The organism is Streptomyces sp. DI166 (assembly GCF_900091315.1).
Classification (GTDB): Bacteria; Actinomycetota; Actinomycetes; order Streptomycetales; family Streptomycetaceae; genus Streptomyces; species Streptomyces fuscus.
In genome coordinates this window covers 1-19,420 of record NZ_FLSP01000022.1, presented here as the reverse complement: position 1 = coordinate 19,420, position 19,420 = coordinate 1, and the positions used below count along the sequence as shown (strand labels likewise).

Genomic DNA, 19,420 nt, shown 5'->3' with positions numbered 1-19,420 from the left:
GGAGAGGAAACACATGAGCAATCCGTTCGAGGACCCCGAGGGCGTCTACCTGGTGCTCGTCAACGACGAGAACCAGCACAGCCTGTGGCCCGACTTCGCCGACGTCCCGGCGGGCTGGCGGGTCGTCCACGGTCCGGCGGCACGGCAGGAGTGCCTGGAGTACGTCGAGGAGAACTGGACCGACATGCGGCCGCGCAGCCTGGCGGAGGCCATGGACGGCTGAGCGACGGCACGAAGAGAGGGGGCGGCCGACGGGCCGCCCCCTCCTTCGCTTGCCGGTGTCAGGCCGCCGGCTGCTCCACCTTCGTGTCCGGCTTGCCGTCGACCGCCGCCGCGAGCTGCGGCACCAGGCGCTCCACGACGTACGGCAGGCTCAGCACGGTGCCCATGGACACCGCGTTGCCGTAGTCGCTGGTCTCGTTGACGTACACCTCGCGGCCCTCGCCGACCACCTTCAGGTCCTTGTAGGAGGCGTCCTTGTGCAGCTTGGCGGCGTCCTTCTCGACGTCACCGACCAGCCAGACGATCGCGTCCTGGTCCAGCAGATCGGTGCGCTCCTTGCTGATGTTCGCGCCGAACTGGTCGCCGATCGCCTTGTCGAGGTCCTTGGGCAGCTCGAAGCCGAGGTCGGTGAGCAGGTGCGAGCGCGAGTCCTGGCTGCCGAAGACGAACATGCCCTCGTACGGCGTCGCCACCACGCCCGTCTTCCCCGCGAACTCGGGGTGCTCCTTCACCGCCGCCGCGATGGCGTCCTCGGTCTTCTTCACCGCGGCCTCGGCCTCCGCCTCCTTGCCGAGGGCCTTGCCGATGGTCTCGGTCTGCTCCTGCCACGGCACGCCGTAGTCGTTGTACTCCTTGGGCTGGGCGACCACGGGCGCGAACTTCGACAGCGACTCGTACTGCTCCTTGGTGAGCCCCCCGTACACGGCCAGGATCAGGTCCGGCTTCAGCGCCGCGATCTTCTCCACCTGCGGGCCGGTACCCGTGTCCTTCAGCACCGTCGGCGCGTCCGCGCCGTTGAGCCGGTCCTCGGCCCAGGGACCGACGGCGCCCTTGTAGCCGCCGACCCACTCGGTCGTGCCGACCGGGACCTTGCCGAGGGCGAGCACCGGGTCCTGGTCGGTGAGGCCGACGGTGACGATCCGCTTCGGCTCGGACTTGATCGTCGTGGTGCCGTACTTGTGGTCGATGCTGACCGGGAAGGCGGCGCCGCCCGACCCGGTGGCCTTGGCGTCGGCGTCCGAGGAGCCCGCGTCGGAGTCGTCGCTGCCGCAGGCCGTGGCAGCGGTGAGGAGCAGCAGGGACGAGGCCAGCGCGGCGGCGAGCCGGGGAGTTCTGCGGGAGCGGAACATGGTGGTCCTTCTGTTCGGTTTCCTGTGGTGCCGGGCGGTGCGGGGGTTGGGGAGTCGCGGGGTCAGAGGCGGGTGTCGCGGGGGTCAGGGGCGGGTTTCGCGGGTGTCGCAGGGGTCAGGGGCGGGTGTCGCAGGGGTCAGGGGCGCGTGTCGCGGGTGTCGCGGGTGTCCGACCAGGCCGCCCACAGAGCGGCGTAGCGGCCGCCCGCGGCGCGCAGTTCGTCGTGGGTGCCGGTCTCGACGATCCGTCCGGCGTCCATGACGACGATCCGGTCGGCGGTCGCCGCCTGGCTGAGGCGATGGGCCACGATCAGCGCGGTGCGCCCGTCGGTGGCCCGCGCGACCGCCTTCTCCAGCGCCCGCGCCCCGGCGCTGCCCGCCTCGGCCGTGGCCTCGTCGAGGATCACCAGCGGGGGGTCGGCGAGGATCAGCCGGGCCAGCGCCAGCGCCTGGGTGCGGTCGCCGGTGAGCCGGTGGCCGCCGTCACCGACGACCGTGTCGAGCCCGTCGGGCAGTGCCTCGGCCCAGGCCAGCGCGTCGACCCGGTCGAGCGCGGCGCGCAGTTCGTCGTCGGTGGCGTCGGGTTTGGCCAGCCGCAGGTCGTCGACGAGCGGACCGGCGAACACATGCGTCTCCTGGGTGATCAGGGCGACCGTACGGCTGGCCGCCGGGCCGCCCAGCTCGGTCGGCGGCACCCCGTCGACCAGGACGGTGCCCTCGGCCGGCGGCTGGATACCGGCGACGAGGCGGGCCAGGGTCGTCTTCCCGGCGCCGCTGGCGCCGACCAGCGCGACCCGTTCGCCGTGCCGGATCGTCAGGTCGATGTCGTGCAGGACGGGATGACCGGGGCGGTACGCGTGGTGCAGGCCCCGCACGACGACGTCGACCCGGCCGGTCTCCGCCCGCCGCTGCGGGCGGTCGGCCACCGGTTCGTCGGTGACGCCCACCAGCCGCGCCAGGCCCGCCATGGCGGACTGGGCGTCGTCGAGGAGGACGAGGGCGGCGTTGACGGGGGTGAACAGACTGTGGAAGTACAGGGCGGCGGCGGTCGCCGTGCCCACGGACGCCGAGCCCTGCCGCACCAGCCAGTACCCGGTGAACAGTACGGCCGCCAGCCCCAGGTACTCGGCGATGTGCAGTCGGCTGTAGAACCCGAGCACGAGCCGCACGCCCTTCATGGTCAGCGCGACCACGGACCACGACCGCTCGGTGACCCGCTCGGTGTGCTGCCGCTCCAGCCGGAACGCCCGTACGGTGGCGGCGCCCGCGACGGTGTCGAGGAGCTGTTGCTGCTGGGCGCCCGCGGCCACCCGCTGCTCGGCGTAGAGCGGGACCGCGCGGGCCACGTACCAGCGGGCGGTGGCCACCTGCACGGGCACCGCCAGCAGTGCGGCGAGCAGGAACCGCCAGTCGAGCAGGGCCATCGCGCCGAGCGTGAGGAAGATGGTCAGCAGTGAACGCGCCAGCTCCGGAAGGGCGTTGCGGACGGCCTCGGCGATGAGTGAGACGTCGGCGGTGACCCGGGCGGTCAGGTCCCCGGCACCGGCCCGCTCGACGCGCTCCAGCGGCAGCCCGAGGGCCCGTTCCACGAACCGCTCGCGCAGCCGGGCGAGGGTGGTCTCGCCGAGCCGGGAGACGAGGGACAGGCCGAAGCCGGTGGTGACGCCCTGGGCGACGGCGACCGCCACCAGGAGCGCCGCCGTGGTGGTGATGGCGTCGACCGAGGCCCGTTCGGCGGCCTGGTCCACGATCCGGCCGAGGAGCGGCTGGGTGAGCAGGCCGACGGCGGTCGCCCCCACCATGACCACGAAGGCGGTGACGGCCAACGACCTCTGCGGGCGCAGCAGTTCGGCGGCGGCCGCACGGGTGCGCGCGGGGGTCGCGACGGGCAGCAGCTCTGCGGCGGAATCGCTCATGCCAGGACCGCCCCGCGGTAGGTGCCGTGCTGATGGACCAGCCGCTCGTGGGCGTCGGCGGCGACGACCGTGCCCCGGTCGAGGAGGACGACCCGGTCGGTGACGGCGAGCAGCGCGGGGCTGTTGGTCACCAGGAGGGTGGTCCGCCCCGCCCGCAGCTCCTTCAGTCCGGCCGCCATGCGTGCCTCCGTGACGGCGTCGACCGCGGTGGTGGGTTCGTGCAGGACGAGGACGGCGGCGTCGGCGGCCAATGCGCGGGCCAGGGCGACCCGTTGGCGCTGACCGCCGGACAACGAGCGGCCCCGCGCGGTCACTTCGGTGTCCGCTCCCTTGGGCAGGGTGCCGACGACCTCGTCGGTACCTGAGGCGGTGACTGCGGCCTCGACGGGGGCGTCCGGTCCGGCCGCAGCGGTGATGTTCTCCAGGAGGCTGCCCTCGAACAGGTCGGCGTCGTGCTCGGCCACGAGGACCGCGGCCCGCAGTTCGGCGAGGCGCAGGGTGGTCAGGTCGGTGCCGTCCAGCTCCACGCTGCCCTCGGCGGGATCGGCGCGACGGGCCAGGCAGCGCAGCAGGGCGGTGGCGTCGGCCGGGTCCACGGTGACGACGCCGACCGTCTCGCCGGGGGCGACCTCCAGGTCCACGGCGCGCAGCGAGTCGTACGACACCCCGCGCAGCCGCAGCCGGCCCTCGACGCGGTCCAGGGCGGATCCGTCGGCGGGCGCCCGCACGGCGTGCCCGGCGCCCAGGACCTCCGCGATCCGGGCGGCCGAGGCGCGGCCCTGTGCCAGCTCGGCGTAGACCCAGGAGAACTCGGAGAGCGGGCCGATCAGGAAGAGGGCCAGCGCCACGGCGGAGACCAGCTCACCGAGCCCGATGTCGCCGCGCGCGGCGAGCCGTCCGCCGACCAGGGCGACCAGCGCCAGGAACGACCCGGTGAGCATGGTCACCACGCCGTTCTGCCAGGCCTCGGCGCGGGCCGCGCGCAGGGTGGCGGTGAGCGAGTCCTGGCTGATCCGGCGGTAGCGGGCGACGGCCGCCGGTTCGGCGCCGATGCCCTTGAGGACGCGCAGCCCGGCCACCAGGTCGGCGGCCACGCCCGACGCCCTCGCGGCGCGCTCCTGTTCGGTCTCGCTGCGCCGCTCCAGCGGCTTGCTCAGCAGGTGCACCAGCCACAGCAGCAGGGGAGTGCCCAGCAGGACGAGCAGGCCGAGCGGGACCGACATGCGCAGCAGGACGATCGCGCCGACCGCGAGGCCGGTCGCGGCGGCGATCCCGACGATGAGCGCCATGGCGACCGCGCCGACCCGTTTGGCGTCCTCGGTCGCGGTGTTGGCCAGCTCGCCGGGCAACCGGCCCTCGCAGGCGCCCCCTTCGGGCGCGAGCACGCGCTCCACCAAGGCGGTCCGCAGGTGGTGCGCGGCGGTCACGGAGGCGCGCTCACCGGCCCGGGCACCGAAGCGGAAACTGTAGGAGAGGCCGACGTACACGACGGCGAGCACCGCGAGCCACATCAGCAGTCCGCCGACGTCGCCGTCCACGACGCCTTCGTCGATGGCGAGTCCGATGACGACGGGCACCAGGGCCTCGCCGGTCTGGTGGCCCATGCCCAGCAACGCGCCGAGCGCGACATCGCGGCGCTGTCCGCGCACCGCTCCACGCAGGACGTGGCGTCCTGGCAGGTCCGCTTTACTCACTCGCCCTCCGGACCGGATTCACAGCGCCCTGACAGCAGTTGCGCACGAACTTAGGTAAGGCTAACTACAACTCCCCGCGTCGGCTACCCCTTTGGGGAAGCCTCGTCCGTACGGGTGCCGCTGTCCGTCGGCGCGTCGTCGATCCGGATGAGCCGGTAGCCGTTGGTATAGGCCGAAGTGCCGCGCCGGTCCGCCCGTTTGGGCCGGGCGCGACGGGCCGCGACGATGAGCGCGTCCACCCGTGGATGCTCCTGGCGCAGCCGGTTGAGGGTGCGCACGGAGACGCCCACGGCCGCGGCGGCGGGCGGGATACGGGTGCCGGTGCGGATCTGCTTGAGCAGGACGCGCAGGGTCACGGGCGTCAAGGGCGGCGACCGCCCGTCGTCGGCGCCCAGCGCGCAGGACCGGGCGAGCGCGTGCGCGGCGGCCATGGCCCCGGCGAACGCGGGTTGCCGTTCCTGCCAGGTGCGCAGCAGGCGTTCGGGAACCCCGGCCGCGGCGGCGCACCCGGCGGGGCCGAGACCGAGGGTCGCGGCCCGTATCGCCTCGGCCATGCGGAGCAGCGTCTCCTCGCGGAGGTTGGGACTGCCGCCCAGCGCCGCGAGGAGTTCGCCGTCCACCTGTGCTTGCGCGTCGAGCCGCGCCATCACGCCCTCGGCCCAGGCCGCCCATTCGCGGTCGGGGCCAGTCGCATCACTCACTGGACCCCCCAATTAGGTTAGGCTTACCTAATCATATGTGGGGCCTGTGTGGCCACCCCAGAGGGCAGACCGCGCCGCTCAGCTCCTGGCGCGTACCTTCCGCAGCAGCGGCCACGCCAGCAGCAGGGCCACCACCGCGTAAACGGTCACCGAGAACGGCGTGTTGACCAGCCCCGAGACACTGCCGTCACTGATCTGCAGGGCCCGGCGCAACTGCTGCTCGGCGTTGGGCCCGAGGATCACCCCGATGACGGCGGGCAGGACGGGAAGTCCGTAGCGCCGCATGCCGAAGCCGATCAGGCCGATGATCAGCAGGATCACCAGGTCGATCACCTCACCGCCGACCGCGTAGGCGCCGACCGCCGCGAAGAACAGGATCCCCGCGTACAGATACGGCCGCGGAATCCGCAGCAGCTTCGCCCACACCGGCGCCAGCGGCAGGTTGAGCGCGAGCAGCAGCACCATGCCGACGAACAGGGACGCGATCAGACCCCACACCAGGTCGGGTTCGCGCTCGAACAGCAGCGGGCCCGGCTGGATGCCGTACTGCTGGAAGGCGGCGAGCATGACCGCCGCGACCGCCGTGGTCGGCAGGCCCAGCGTGAGCATGGAGACCAGAGTGCCCGCCGCCGACGCGGACGCCGCCGACTCCGGGCCCGCCACGCCCTCGATGGCGCCCTTGCCCCACTCGTCCTGGTGCTTGGACAGACGCTTCTCGGTGACGTAGGACAGGAAGGTCGGGATCTCCGCGCCGCCCGCCGGGATCGCGCCGAACGGGAAACCGATGAACGGCCCGCGCGCCCAGGACTTCCAGGTGCGCCGCACATCCTCCCTGCCCAGCCACGGCCGCCCGACCGGGATCGCCTCGCCGGGCTGGCGCCGCAGATGCGCCGCCACCCACAGCGCCTCGCCGATCGCGAACAGACCCACCGCCACGATCACCACGTCGATGCCGTCGGCGAGTTGCAGCGAACCGAACGTCAGCCGCTGCTGCCCCGTCATCTGGTCCAGGCCCACCAGACCGAGCGTGAGCCCGATCAGCAGCGAGGCCAGCCCCCTGATCCGGGAGGAACCCAGCACCGAGGTCACCGCGATGAACGCCAGCACCATGATGGCGAAGTAGTCCGGCGCCCCGATGTCCACCGCCAGCTCCGCCACCGTGGGAGCCAGCGCCACCAGCAGGATCGTGCCGACCATCCCGCCCGCGAAGTGCCCGATGGCCGCCGCCGCGAGCGCCTGCGCGCCCCGCCCCGACTTCGCCATGGGATTGCCCTCCATGGCCGCCACCACCGCGGCGCTCTCACCCGGGGTGTTGAGCAGGATCGAGGTCGTCGAACCGCCGAACATCGCGCCGTAGTAGATACCCGCGAACATGATGAACGCGCCGATCGGATCGAGCCCGTACGTCACCGGCAGCAGCAGCGCCACCGCCATCGCCGGACCGATCCCGGGCAGCACGCCGATCGCGGTGCCCAGCAGCACCCCGAGCGCCGCCCACAGCAGATTCAGCGGGGTCAGGGCCGTACCGAAGCCGTCCATGAGGGAGGTGAAGGCATTCATCGGGCCCTTCCTTCGTGGATAGCCCCGGCTTCAGCCGGGGGAGGAAACGAAGCTCCTGCGGAGCAGAGCAGGGAAAGCCGGTTCGCCGCCAGGGCGGACCGGCGTCCTCCGACCACCGGCCAACAGCCGCCTCTCACACGGAAGCTGATACAATGTGAGGAATGACGCAGCAGGTCAAGCGGGCTTTCAAGTACCGCTTCTACCCCACCAACGAGCAGGCAGCGGAGCTGTCGCGCACGTTCGGCTGCGTCCGCCTCGTCTACAACAAGGCGCTGGAGGAACGCACTCGCGCCTGGTACGGCGAGCAGCGCCGGATCTCCTACGTGCAGTCCTCGGCCGCGCTGACGGAGTGGAAGAAGACCGAAGATCTCGCCTTCCTGACAGAGGTGTCCTCCGTCCCGCTCCAGCAGGCGCTGCGCCACCTTCAGGCGGCGTTCGGGAACTTCTTCGCCAAGCGCGCGAAGTACCCCCGGTTCAAGTCGCGGAAGAAGTCCCGCGCGTCGGCCGAGTACACCCGCTCCGGCTTCAAGTTCCGGGACGGAAAGCTGACGCTGGCGAAGATGACGGAGCCGTTGGACATCCGCTGGTCGCGTCCGCTCCCGGAGGGTGCGGTGCCGACGACGGTGACCGTGTCCCGCGACGCGGCCGGCCGCTGGTTCGTCTCCCTGCTCTGCGAGGACACCATTACCCCCGCGCCTGCCACCACGGCGGCGGTCGGCATCGATGCCGGGATCACCTCCCTGGTGACGCTGTCCACCGGGGAGAAGATCGCCAACCCGAAGCACGAGCGGCGCGACCGCGCCCGCCTCGCCCGCGCGCAGCGGGAGCTGTCGCGGAAGGCGAAGGGCTCGGCGAACCGCGAGAAGGCCCGACGCAGGGTCGCCAGGGTCCATGCCCGGATCGCCGACCGGCGCCGCGACTTCCTGCACAAGCTGTCCACTCGGCTCGTCCGTGAGAACCAAACGGTCGTGATCGAGGACCTGACCGTCCGCAACCTGCTGAAGAACGGCAAGCTCGCGCGCGCCATCTCGGACGCGGCCTGGACGGACCTGCGCATGATGCTGGAGTACAAGTGCGCCTGGTACGGGCGCGAACTCGTCGTGATTGACCGCTGGTTCCCCAGCTCGAAGCTGTGCGGGGCCTGTGGCACGGTCGCGGCGAGGATGCCGCTGAACGTCCGTGAGTGGACGTGCGACTGCGGCGTGGTGCATGACCGCGATGTGAACGCGGCTCGCAACATCCTGGCCGCCGGGCTGGCGGCGTCTGCCTGTGGAGACGGTGTAAGACCTCAACGGGAGTCCTCCCGGACGGGGCGGTCGTCGGTGAAGCAGGAAACCCAGCGGGCGACCGCTGGAATCCCCCGCCTTTAGGCCGGGGAGGAAGTCAAGTCACAGCGCTCCCATCAGCGGACCGCCGGGCAGCGGCACTCCGAGCAGGTTGTTGAACAGGACGTAGGTGAGCAGCGAGAGCACCGCCGCGATCAGCGGGTCCCGGTCGACGCGGCGGCTGCCCAGCGCGAAGGCCGCGCCCCAGAACAGCAGCGCGCCCGCGGCCGGGAAGCCGAGCGGCTCGATCAGTACGGCCGCACCCAGGAACACCCCGGTGAGCAGGGCTACCGTGCGCCAGTCGGCGGGCTCGGACAGGTCGATGTCCTCACCCGTCTCCGCCTGTCCGCGCCCGCCGCGCAGCACGTCCACGGCGAGCAGCGCGGCGACCACCAGCAGGCCGATGCCGACCACCACCGGCACGGTCTTCGGCCCGACCGGACCGCGCTGCGCGATGTCCACGTCCATGGTCAGCGCGTCGGTGAGCACCAGCACGCCGAGCGCCAACAGCAGCACGCACACACCGAGTTCGGAGTGCTCGCGCAGCCACGACCGGCGAACGTCCGCCGCCGTCAGGGGAGTTTGTGTCTCCGTCGTCAGTCGGGTAGCCGGGGTGCGTTGCCGCCCCCCGGCCCCCTCAGAACCGGACGTGCGGGTTATCCCCGCATCCGGCTCAAGCGAACCCTGCTGGCTACTGTGGAAGGACATGCTTCTGCGGCCTTTCTGTGGTCACCAGCGTGATGCTGGCGGTGACATTCAGCGTGTACGAGACGAAGATTCGTCGACTCGTCTGATCCGCCGTCCCGCCGATAGACGAAGTGATGCTTATGCAGGGGCTTCATCGAGGCCGAGAACCATGCCGCCCACTCTCGTGGACTGTCTGGTTCGTATTCGGCCCCGGAGATCAGCGGCTGCTTACACAGCGGACAGATCCCCTTCTGACGGGCAGCCAGCGTGACCGACATTCGGTCAGCAGTCGACGGCATAGCGCCGCGCCGGCGGTTCGCCCAATATCGCGCCAATTGCGGATCGTCGGGGGAGTTACCTCCCTTGACCATGGCATGGCGGTCGATTTTGACCCAGTTGAACTTGTAGAGATAGAGACCGGTGTCCCGGTCACCGAACACCCACCTGTCCTGCCTGGTCGAGTTGAACTGACCGAAGTACCTGTCGACAACCCAGGACTTGGCCTTCTTCGGGTGCGTGTGCTTTCCCCACTTGTATGTGAGTAGCCACACATAGTCGTCCAGAGACTGGAAGGTCTTCTTGGACACCACCGTCCGGTAGTAGGTCGCCCATCCCTTAATGATTGGGTTGAGCTTCTTTATCACGGCCCCCGAGTTGCTCCCTCGCATTGCGAGCATCTCGGTGCGCAGGCGGCCCCGGACCCTCTTGACGGCATCTTTGCTAGGTTTGATCAGCAGCTTCCCGTTATATCGGCGGATGTTGAAGCCGAGGAAGTCGAACCCTTCATCGAGGTGGACCACCGAAGTCTTCCCCTCGTTGAACGAGACACCCCGCGGCTGCATCCACCGCACAAGGTCTTCCTTCACACGGTGCGCCTCTTCTTCGCTGAGACAAAACACTGCGAAGTCGTCCGCGTACCTGATCAGGACTGGGGCACCTGGTTTTGTTCTCCCGTTTTTCACGGTCAAGTGCCCTGCTGCCGACTCCATCCCATGCAAAGCAATGTTCAGCAGTAGTGGACTAATCACACCGCCCTGTGGAGCACCCTCCACGGTCGGCGCGAATCGGCCGCGATCCAGCACGCCCGCCCTCAGCCAACTCCGGACTGCATCCCTGGCAGGGAAGAGACCGAGGCTGTCCATCAGGTGGTCGTGAGAGATACGGTCGAATGCCGCTGTCAGGTCAGCATCGAGCACCCACAGCCGCCGCGCATTCTGCTTGGACGCGACGTTGAATATCTGCGCGATGGCGTCGTGACAGCCCCGGCCGGGTCGGAAGCCGTAGCTCCGATGCTCGAACCGGGCTTCCCACTCAGGTTCCAGCGCATTCTTCACGCGGGCCTGTCGGATTCGGTCGCGGACGACCGGAATCCCTAGCGGGCGCTGCTTCCCGTTGGCCTTGGGTATATACACGCGCCGTACGGGTTGGGCGTGACCGGTTCCTATCTCCGCAGAGATCTGCGCGGCTACCATTCCCCGCCCGCGCGGCGTGAGGATGGTTTCCCGGTCGACGCCAGCCGTTCGGCGGCCTTGACTCTGCTGTGTCACCCTCTTGACGCTCACGAGCGTATTCGAGTGCGACCTCAACATGAGCTTCTGCAAGTTGCGGACCCGCTTGAGGTCCCCTTCCTTGGCTGCCGTGAAGATCCGCTGCCTCAGTCGCCGTACTGACGCTTCCACCTTGGCCCACTCAGTGCTGTGCCAAGTCTCCGCGTAGTCCTCGGGTCCGTTCACCGGCGCGGGAGACACCGCTTCTACTTCTTTCGTTGTCACCTTGCCTCCGGTGTCTAACTTGCCCTTTGGTTCTGGCTTCTTTGCTCTGGTGCTTCACAGGTCCACCTGATCCGCGTGGGCTCCCTTTCGGGCCGGGCACTTGTCCCGTATCCGACGAGTTATTTCGAGCGGCTGAGGAGATCCACTCTGTTTCCTCCGGACTTTCGTCCTGTCGGCATTCGCTTCTCGGATCATCCTGTCCCGCTGGGGAGTTGGTCCTTCGTTACCTCCGGCTTACCGAGACATCTCCCGGACCCCAACGGGGTTTCCACGTTCCACTTTGTCAAGATGCGACTGGGTTGGGCTCCCTCTTAACCCCGGGACCTGCGGTGTCCTCCCCTCCATGAACCTAACCAGGAGGGTCACATGGCGCTTTTCTTCGCCAGGTCCTACTAACCGCCGCTCACTTCGCCATCGGCGCGGTTTGGAGCTAACGGGGCTTCATCAAGGGTTCATTTTCATTAGCCCGTCCAGTCTTCCCCTTCGCCTGTTGCTGCCCGATGGCGCGGGCCGCTCTTGGGCTTAACCAGTTCGGCTTCACACCCCGCCGTTACCAGCGACGCATGCGAACCTGGGGACAGGCCATGGACACTGGCCCGGGACCTCCTACACGTAACTTCCTTCCTCTCGCAGGCTGTCCACTTGAACAAAGCAACTTCGTGTCACACCAGTCCCAGCTCCTTCAGCACCGACACCACGCGCCTGTCCTGGGCGGCCAGGAAGTCGCCGAACTTCTCGCCGGTGAGGAAGGCGTCCTCCCAGCCGTTGCGCTCCAGCGACTTCCGCCACTCGGGCGAGTCGTGCAGCGCCTCGACGAAACGGGTGAGCTTGTCGCGCTCGGCGTCGGTGAGCCCGGGAGGCGCCACGATCCCGCGCCAGTTGGTGAAGTTCACGTCGTACCCGGACTCCTTCAGCGTCGGCGCGTCCCCGAGTTCGCCGACCCGCTCCGGACCGGTCACCGCCAGCACCCGCAGCTCGCCCGCCTTGATCTGGTCGAGGTACTCGCCGACCCCGGACACCCCGAAGGCCACCTTGTTGCCGAGGATCGAGGCCAGCAGCTCACCGCCGCCGTCGAAGGGGATGTAGTTGACGTCCTTCGGCGCGATCCCGGCCGCCCGCGCCATCAGCATCGGCGCCAGATGGTCGGGCCCGCCGGGCGAGGACCCGCCACCGACCGGCAGCTTGCCCGGGTCCTTCCGCCACGCCTCGATCAACTCGTCGATCGACTTGTACGGCGACTCCTCGGCGACCACCACCACGTCCTGCTCCTCGGTGAGCCGCGCGATGGGCGTGGTGTCGGCCAGGGTCTTCGGCGCGTGGTTGGAGCGCGCCGCGCCCACCACGCCGAGCCCCATCGACATCGCCAGCTTGCCGTTGCCGTGCTCGCTGACCAGCCGGGTCAGACCCACGGTGCCGCCCGCTCCGGGCAGGTTGAACACCTCGATGTTGTGGGCGAGCCCGGCGTCCTCGGCGTCCTTCGCGGCCGTACGGGCCGTGATGTCGTAACCGCCGCCGGGTGTGTTGGGAACCATGAGCCGCAGCCCCGGGATCTGCGTGCCGGTCTCGGCGCCGCTGCCGGTGGCCAGCAGCGGCGGTCCCACGAGGACCAGCACCGCGGCCCCGAACAGGGCGAGGGGAGTGCGCAGGCGCACGAATGCCACCACCTGTCGGTAGGAAAGTCGGTAGGGAGGGGTGAGGTGGGCCACATCGTGCAGCGCGCCCGCAGGCCTGTCTCGCTTGCGGAACCAACGGAGGTTTTGGTCTTTGTGTCAGCGCCGGACACCGGTACGCCAGGCGGTTGCGGCACGACCCTGGCTTTCCCGCCGACCGTCTGCGAAGGTCACGGCGGTGGGGGGACCCCGGCGGCGGAAGGAGCGACATGACCGACGAACAGCACGAGATAGGCGTCCTCGTGGTGGACGACGACTTCATGGTCGCCCGGATCCACCGCGCCTACGTCGAACGCGTCCCGCCCTTCAAGGTCGTCGGCACCGCCAGCACCGGCGAACAGGCCCTTGCCGCGGTCGACGAACTCCGCCCCGACGTGGTCCTGCTCGACCTCTATCTCCCCGACATCTTCGGCCTCGACGTCATCCCCCGGCTGCGCACCGCGGGCCACGACTGCGACGTCATGGTCATCAGCGCCGCCCGCGAGGCGGAGGCCGTGCGCGGAGCGGTCCGGCACGGCGTCGTCGACTACCTCCTCAAACCCTTCGACTTCCAGGACCTGCGCCTGCGCCTGGAGCGCTACGCCGACCAGCGGGGCAAGCTGCGCGGCGCGGTCGTGCGCAGCCAGGCCGACGTGGACCGCGTCCTGGCCGGGGCCACGGCGCCCGCGACCCTCTCCGGCGCGCTCCCCAAGGGCATGAGCGTGGAGACCGCCGAACTCGTCGAACGCACCCTGCGCGACTGCCCCGACACCCTCTCCGCCACCGAGTGCGCCCGCCTCACCGGCATCTCCCGGGTAAGCGCCCGCCGCTACCTGGAGCACTTCCACACCATCGGCCAGGCCGAGGTAACCCTCCGCTACGGCACGACGGGCCGCCCGGAGCGGCGGTACAGCAGCGTGCGGCAAGCGGTGCCGGCGGAGCCGCTCATATGACAGGGCAGGGCGCGCTCGGGCGCGGCGTACGGGTCGGGCTGCTGATGGCCGGCGTCCCGGCCATCCCCTGGGCGGCGCTCGCGCTGGGGATCGCCGCGGTGGAGTTCCTCAGGGGAGGGGACCACGACTTCGCCGCACGTGACCTGCGGTACGCCGGGCTGCTGACCGGCCAAACCCTGGTCGCCGGGGTGCTGATGGGCTCGATCCTCTGCGGCGGGCTGGTCCTGGCGTCCCGCGCCGTCACCCGCGCCTGGGGCCTCTCCCTCGTCGGAGCGCTGCTCGGCGCACTGGTCTTTCCGGCGGTGTTCGTGGTGGTCGCCGTCGGCACGGACGCGGCGTACGCGCCACTCGTCCTCACCTTCCTCGCATGGCCGGTCATGACGCTGGTGGCCGCCGCCCACAGCGCCGACATCGTGGGCCTGACCCGAAGGCACGCCTGGCTCACGGCCCGCCTCGGCACACGGGCGCCGGTCGCCTGACGCAGGCGTCCGCAGCCGCGACGAGGTCTGATCCGCGAACTGCTGGAGCGAATCGCCGGTACGTCGTTCCCGGCGGCGCTCTCCGACATGAACGCCCTGCTGATCCCCACAGGGCGCCGTGCGCCGAGCGAGGCGGAACGGGCGGCGCTGAGTGAACTCGCGGGCAGGCTGCCGCTGTCGGCCCTGTGAGGTGACGCCCCGTCAACCGATCGGCCCAGCGGCAAATCGATACGCCGGGTGAAGGAGGGCACTGCGTGATCAACTCGCGGCGCGGGCCATGGTGATCCTGGGGCGGCAATGATCAACGGGCCGGTCGGTGTCCTCGCTCCGGTCCGGACCCTCGTCCCCTGGAGCACTTCTTGCGTTTCCGTCGCATCGTGACCGGCGCCCTCGGCGGTGCCGCCCTCGCCCTGACGTCCCTCGGCACGGTCACCACGGCCTCCGTCCCCGCCGCCGCAGACCCCTGCGGGTTCTACGAGACCCACGCGGACGCCTTCTACAACCACTGCACCTCGGACGGCTCCAGCGTCGTCATCAAGGTCCAGGTCGCCCTGGCGCCCGACTACGAGCGGTGTGTCGGCCCCGGCAGGTCCTGGCTGGGCTCCGCCTCCAAGATCCAGGGCGCCTACTACGTCGGCCGCACCTGCTGACCGGGGAGCACGCCTGACGGGGCGGACGGTCCGGGACTTGGACCGTCCGCCCCCGCCCGTTCGCTAGCAGATGTTCTGCCTGCTGTTGACCAGCGTGATGTTGCGGAATGTCGTGTTGTTCCCGCACGGATTCTCGGTGACGGCCGAGTTGGTGACCGTGAGGTTCTGGATGGTGATGTCGGAGTTGTTCGCGAACTCCGTGCGCGCGGCCAGCCGGATCTCCCCGCCGCCGGTCACACTGCCGCCCTGGGCGGCGATGTTCACGTTGTGGCAGTTCTCCACCAGGATCGCGTTGTTGCCGGTGTTGGAGATGGTCACCCGGTCGATCACCGCGCCACCGCTCTCGGAGACACAGAACACCCCGCGCCCGCCGCCCCGCGCGATCACTTCGCCGACCCGGATGTTGGTGGGGTACGAACTGCCCACCCGGCCATTGCGGTTGGCCATGCGGAAGGCCGCGTAACCGGTACCGGTGCCCGCGCCGTCGGCGTCGACCTTGGTGACGGTGGCGTTGATCGTCTCGTTCAGCAGCAGCCCGGACTCGCCCACATCGCGGGCGGTGACCGTCCCGACGGTCAGCCCGTCCACGCCGTACGTCTCCACGGCGTGGCTGCTCGCGCCCGACACGTACACGGAGTCGATACGGACGTTGCGCGTCCACTGGCTGGTGTCGCCGCGGTTGTCGATCCGGACGCCGAGGCCGCGGGAGAGCCGCATGTCGATCTGGCCGAGCACCACGTTCTGCACATTGCGCAGGAAGATCCCGTACAGCGGGGCGCCGGTGACATTGAGGTGCTGGACCTCGATGTCGCGGACGCCGCGGGCGTAGACGGGGGCCTGGTCACCGGAGCCCGATCCGGTGACGTTGATCGTGCCGCAGACGTCGAGGACGGTGTAGCTGGGCAGGGAGACCCGGGACCCGGCGCCCATCGAACCCGAGCCGCGGACCACGACCCGTTCCTTCGAAGTGCGGCCGGAGGTGAGGCTGTTGACCGCCGCCTGCATCGCGGCCCGCATGTCGGTGCCGGTGTGGACGACCGAACCGCCGCGGCGGACGGTCCAGGTGCTGCCGCTGAGCACGGCCTCGGCCTGGTAGCCCCCCTCGCCGCAGGCCGCCGAGGCCTGGGTCGAGGCGGCCGTCGCGGGCTGGGTGAGTAAGGAGGCGCCGGTCAGCAGGGCGGTGGCACAGGCGCCGGCGGCGATCGCACGGCTTCCGTTTCTTCTCATGTCGGCTCCTATGGGGGGTGGGTGGCTGCGCCGGGGCACGTCGAAGAGGCTCCGGTCGTGGGGCCGGAAGAGTGTTTGAATTGATTCAGAACCTGCCCTCGCGACGTGACCCGGAGGGGGTGTCCCGTGTGATCACTGAGGTGCGGCCGAACTGCCGTAGCAAGCGTTTTCTGCGGCGGCTCGCGAGTGTGCCAACGCCTCCGGCGCGCGTCAAGAGGGCCGTTGATCGAGTGGTGGCGGCACAGGGGGCGGCGTACCGTCAAACGGTGGACCGACGGTGGACGCAGCCGTTCACCGACCCCTCGCGAGGGCACAGGCCCCGAGAGTGCGACCCGCCATGACCAGCAGCCCCCAGCCCACTACCCCACAGACCACCGCCGGGAAGAACGGCGGTGGCGGCAATGCGATGGCCCTGCTGGTCATCGCCTCCTGCCAGTTGATGGTGGTCCTGGACATCACCATCGTGAACATCGCGCTGCCGCACATCCAGCGCTCGCTCGACTTCTCCACCACGAGCCTGTCCTGGGTGGTCAACGCGTACACGTTGACGTTCGGCGGCCTGCTCCTGCTGGGCGGCCGGGCCGGTGACATCCTCGGCCGCAGACGGGTGTTCGTCTTCGGCGTCCTGCTCTTCGTGCTCGCCTCCCTGCTCGGCGGGTTCTCCCAGAACGAGGCGCAACTCCTGTCCGCCCGCGCCCTCCAGGGCGTCGGCGGCGCCATCGCCTCACCGACCTCCCTCGCCCTGATCAGCACGACCTTCCGCGAAGGCCCGGAACGCAACCGGGCGTTCGGTGTGTTCGCGGCCGTCTCCGCGGGCGGCGGCGCGATCGGACTGCTGGCCGGCGGCATGCTCGTGGAGTGGCTGAACTGGCGCTGGGTGTTCTTCGTCAACGTCCCCATCGGCCTGCTGATCGCCCTCGCCACCCCGCGCTGGATCAAGGAGTCCGAACGCCACCCCGGGCACTTCGACATCACCGGCGCGCTGATGTCGACCGCGGGCATGGTGCTGCTGGTCTACGGCTTCATCCGGGCCGCGCAGGACGGTTGGCGGGACCCACTGACCCTGGCGTCGTTCGGCGCGGCCGTGGTGATCCTCGTGCTGTTCGTCCTCGTGGAACGGCGGTCCGTCCAGCCCATCACCCCGCTGCACATGTTCGCCGACCGCAACCGCGCCGGGACCTACGGCATCATGCTGTGCCTGGCCGCCGCGATCTTCGGCATGTTCTTCTTCCTCACCCTCTTCGTGCAGAACGTGCTGGGCTTCAGCCCCTTGCAGGCCGGGCTCGCCTTCCTGCCGGTCAGCGCGGTCATCGCGATCGGCGCCGGGCTCGCGTCGCGGTTCCTGCCCGTCTACGGGCCCAAACCCTTCATGGTGGGCGGCGCCCTGCTCGCCGCGGCCGGTCTGAGCTGGCTGACCCTGACCGACGTGCACTCCACGTACGCCGGTAGCGTCCTGGGCCCGATGCTGGTCTTCAGCCTGGGCATGGGCATGGAGTTCGTGTCCCTGACCCTGATGGCCCTGTCCAACGTGCCCGTCCGGGAGACCGGCGCGGCGTCCGGCCTGCTCAACGCCACGCAGCAGGTCGGCGGTTCGCTCGGCCTGTCCATCCTGGTCACCATGTACGGCACGGCGAGCCGCAACGAGGCCGAGACACAGGTCGCGGACTTCCTGCAACAGGCCGACCCCGCCCAACGCCTGGAGTTCCGGCGCACGGGCGAACTGCCCCCGCCCTGGTCCCACGAGGTGCTCACCGCCGGGGTCTCCTCCGCCTTCGTCGTGGCGGCGATCTTCACCGGCGTGGCGGCCCTGATCGCCATCCTGGCGATCCAGGTGCGCCCTTCGGACCTGGAGCGACTGAAGGGCGGGACGCCACCGGGGGCGGTGTGAGCCGGGGCCGAGACCCGCGAGGGGTCGCGCGGTGGCTCCGCCTCGACGGGGCCACCGCGAGGTTCGCGGAGCCTGCCGGCTCCCGTCCGGCGGCCGCGCCTGACGGAGGATCGGCCACTGCCCGAAGACGCCGCCGGGCACACCGGATCGGCCTCGGCCCCCCGATCCACGGCGCCTCCGAGGGCGGCGGGACACCGGCGTACCCGGGCCGACGCGGCGTTCTCCGCCCACCCCGCCACCCGTACGCACCGCACGGCCACCCGGAGTACGCGGTTCACAGTCCCGGCTCGGCCCCCCAGGCCGCCGCGCACAGTGCCCGGTCCACCTCCGTCGTGTAGTGCGCCGCCGCCAGCCAGGTGCGGGCGAAGCAGTTGACGTCGGTGGGGATCAGGCGGCCGAAGGTGTCCCGGGTGCGGTCGGCCGCCGCCGCGTGGAGCTCGGTGAGGAGGTCGGCCGCGGTGGACAGGCCCGAGCGGCGCAGGCGCTGGCCGTCGGTGGCGCTGTCGCCGGGGAAGGCCAGGACCCGGCGCCCGCCGGAGGCCGCCTGGTGGACCCGGCGGCGCAGCAGGTGCAACGGGGCCTCGTCCCCGGCCGCATGCCCGGAGCCGGGGACGGCCGGGGCGGCCGTGGGCAGGTCCGCTCGCTGGAGGCGGTCCACGCCCAGGTCCAGGCGGGTGCCCCGCTCCGTCGGGTGCGTCGTGGCCAGCAGCAGCGCTCGGGCGTGCGGCGCGGGCGTGAGACGGGCCACGACCCGCAGGCGGGTGCCGGGGACCATGGAGAGCAGACGCAGGTTGTCGCGGTAGGGGAGTGCCGCGTCGTCGTGGGCCGCCGCGAACCGCACCGGGAGCCCGTCGCAGTCCGCCAGCAGACAGTCGCCCGCCGCCTCACGGACCGTGCCCGTCAGGGTGACGTCGAGGAAGAGCAGGTCGTGGCCCTCCTCGGACAGCGCCCGCACCGCCTGCTCGGCGACCGGCACGGCCCACAGCCGCTCCAGCGGATCGGCGTCCCAGTCCACGCCGGACGCGCGCACCGCCCGTACCGCCTTCCCCGCGCCCAGCCGCCCCGTCGGCGAGACCGTCGCCCCGGACACGGCGAGCCCCGCCCGGGACAGCTCCCGGTGCGACAGAGCCGTGTCGCCGATCCGCACGGTGCGATCGGCGGCGCCCACCGCCCGGCCCGCGCCGCCCGGCGCCACGTCGGAGACCGTGTACAGACGCCCCTCGGCGTCGGCGGTCCAGGTGACGGCACCCGCGTACCCCGTCGCGGTGAGGACCGGCTCCGAGAACAGCCCGTACAGCCGCAGCGAACCGTCCGGCGTGTACGGCTGCCGCACGGTGCCGCGCAGCGCGGTCAGTTCCGCCCCGGCCGCCCGCGGCAGGCGCTGCGCCGTGCCCAGTACCGACAGCAGCCCGGCGACCAGGTCGGTGAGCCGGTACGACGGGTCCGCGCCGCGCGCCGCGCGCAGCGCGGTGACCACGGCGACCGCGGAAGCGGCGGCCCGGGGCAGCCCGGCCAGCCNCGCCGAGTGCGCGGCACGCAGCAGCCCCGCCTGGAGCACGGCCCCGGC

At 70.8% G+C, this 19,420-nt stretch carries 16 protein-coding genes; 6 read left to right on the top strand and 10 right to left on the bottom strand.

Features of this window, described 5'->3' with window-relative positions; genetic code table 11:
- The first annotated feature begins 13 nt into the window (after positions 1 to 13).
- Entirely contained in the window at positions 14 to 223 is a 210-nt protein-coding gene (locus tag GA0115233_RS13610) for an MbtH family protein (RefSeq protein WP_093720446.1), read from the top strand.
- A gap of 58 nt (positions 224 to 281) precedes the next feature.
- Here the strand turns inward: GA0115233_RS13610 and GA0115233_RS13605 are convergent, their stop codons facing one another.
- From GA0115233_RS13605 to GA0115233_RS13585, 5 genes are all read right to left on the bottom strand, one after another.
- Entirely contained in the window at positions 282 to 1,352 is a 1,071-nt protein-coding gene (locus tag GA0115233_RS13605; protein WP_093720445.1) for an iron-siderophore ABC transporter substrate-binding protein, read from the bottom strand.
- Between the two features lie 137 nt (positions 1,353 to 1,489).
- Positions 1,490 to 3,268 (bottom strand): ABC transporter ATP-binding protein, encoded by a 1,779-nt coding sequence (locus GA0115233_RS13600; RefSeq protein WP_093720444.1) that lies wholly within the window; start codon positions 3,266 to 3,268, stop codon positions 1,490 to 1,492.
- On the bottom strand, positions 3,265 to 4,962 hold the full coding sequence (locus tag GA0115233_RS13595) for an ABC transporter ATP-binding protein (protein ID WP_093720443.1): 1,698 nt from the start codon (positions 4,960 to 4,962) through the stop codon (positions 3,265 to 3,267). Before GA0115233_RS13595 ends, GA0115233_RS13600 begins: the two co-directional genes overlap by 4 nt.
- Positions 4,963 to 5,045: 83 nt before the next feature.
- The gene (locus tag GA0115233_RS13590; protein ID WP_141689507.1) at positions 5,046 to 5,663 is read right to left on the bottom strand and encodes a hypothetical protein; all 618 of its coding nucleotides are present in this window, start codon (positions 5,661 to 5,663) and stop codon (positions 5,046 to 5,048) included.
- A 78-nt stretch (positions 5,664 to 5,741) separates the two neighbouring features.
- Positions 5,742 to 7,223, bottom strand: a complete 1,482-nt coding sequence (locus GA0115233_RS13585) for a tripartite tricarboxylate transporter permease (protein ID WP_093720441.1) — start codon at positions 7,221 to 7,223, stop codon at positions 5,742 to 5,744.
- A 161-nt stretch (positions 7,224 to 7,384) separates the two neighbouring features.
- Between GA0115233_RS13585 and GA0115233_RS13580 the strand changes: the two genes are divergently transcribed.
- Complete coding sequence (locus GA0115233_RS13580) at positions 7,385 to 8,593, top strand: RNA-guided endonuclease InsQ/TnpB family protein (protein WP_093720440.1); 1,209 nt, start codon at positions 7,385 to 7,387, stop codon at positions 8,591 to 8,593.
- 18 nt (positions 8,594 to 8,611) lie between these two features.
- Here GA0115233_RS13580 and GA0115233_RS13575 read toward each other — a convergent pair whose 3' ends face one another.
- From GA0115233_RS13575 to GA0115233_RS13565, 3 genes are all read right to left on the bottom strand, one after another.
- Positions 8,612 to 9,256, bottom strand: coding sequence for a tripartite tricarboxylate transporter TctB family protein (locus GA0115233_RS13575; RefSeq protein WP_255310168.1), 645 nt, complete (start codon positions 9,254 to 9,256; stop codon positions 8,612 to 8,614).
- The gene (gene ltrA, locus GA0115233_RS13570; RefSeq protein ID WP_255310167.1) at positions 9,205 to 11,007 is read right to left on the bottom strand and encodes a group II intron reverse transcriptase/maturase; all 1,803 of its coding nucleotides are present in this window, start codon (positions 11,005 to 11,007) and stop codon (positions 9,205 to 9,207) included. Before ltrA ends, GA0115233_RS13575 begins: the two co-directional genes overlap by 52 nt.
- 662 nt (positions 11,008 to 11,669) lie before the next feature.
- Positions 11,670 to 12,659 (bottom strand): Bug family tripartite tricarboxylate transporter substrate binding protein, encoded by a 990-nt coding sequence (locus tag GA0115233_RS13565; RefSeq protein WP_176711768.1) that lies wholly within the window; start codon positions 12,657 to 12,659, stop codon positions 11,670 to 11,672.
- A gap of 227 nt (positions 12,660 to 12,886) precedes the next feature.
- Here GA0115233_RS13565 and GA0115233_RS13560 point away from each other — a divergent pair, with 227 nt between their 5' ends.
- The 3 genes from GA0115233_RS13560 to GA0115233_RS13545 all read left to right on the top strand — a co-directional run bounded on the left by GA0115233_RS13560 (position 12,887) and on the right by GA0115233_RS13545 (position 14,738).
- Positions 12,887 to 13,609 (top strand): response regulator, encoded by a 723-nt coding sequence (locus GA0115233_RS13560; RefSeq protein ID WP_093720437.1) that lies wholly within the window; start codon positions 12,887 to 12,889, stop codon positions 13,607 to 13,609.
- Entirely contained in the window at positions 13,606 to 14,088 is a 483-nt protein-coding gene (locus GA0115233_RS13555; RefSeq protein WP_093720436.1) for a hypothetical protein, read from the top strand. Before GA0115233_RS13560 ends, GA0115233_RS13555 begins: the two co-directional genes overlap by 4 nt.
- 377 nt (positions 14,089 to 14,465) lie before the next feature.
- Positions 14,466 to 14,738, top strand: coding sequence for a DUF6355 family natural product biosynthesis protein (locus GA0115233_RS13545; RefSeq protein ID WP_176711765.1), 273 nt, complete (start codon positions 14,466 to 14,468; stop codon positions 14,736 to 14,738).
- 63 nt (positions 14,739 to 14,801) lie between these two features.
- On the opposite strand, the gene GA0115233_RS13540 is transcribed toward GA0115233_RS13545, so the two are convergent.
- Positions 14,802 to 15,965 carry a hypothetical protein gene (locus GA0115233_RS13540; RefSeq protein WP_093720434.1) on the bottom strand — a complete coding sequence of 388 codons (1,164 nt, stop codon included), beginning with the start codon at positions 15,963 to 15,965 and terminating at the stop codon, positions 14,802 to 14,804.
- A gap of 337 nt (positions 15,966 to 16,302) precedes the next feature.
- Between GA0115233_RS13540 and GA0115233_RS13535 the strand changes: the two genes are divergently transcribed.
- Positions 16,303 to 17,853 (top strand): MFS transporter, encoded by a 1,551-nt coding sequence (locus GA0115233_RS13535; protein WP_176711764.1) that lies wholly within the window; start codon positions 16,303 to 16,305, stop codon positions 17,851 to 17,853.
- A 274-nt stretch (positions 17,854 to 18,127) separates the two neighbouring features.
- On the opposite strand, the gene GA0115233_RS13530 is transcribed toward GA0115233_RS13535, so the two are convergent.
- A partial coding sequence (locus GA0115233_RS13530; protein WP_093720432.1) for a hypothetical protein occupies positions 18,128 to 19,420 on the bottom strand: 1,293 nt, incomplete at its 5' end.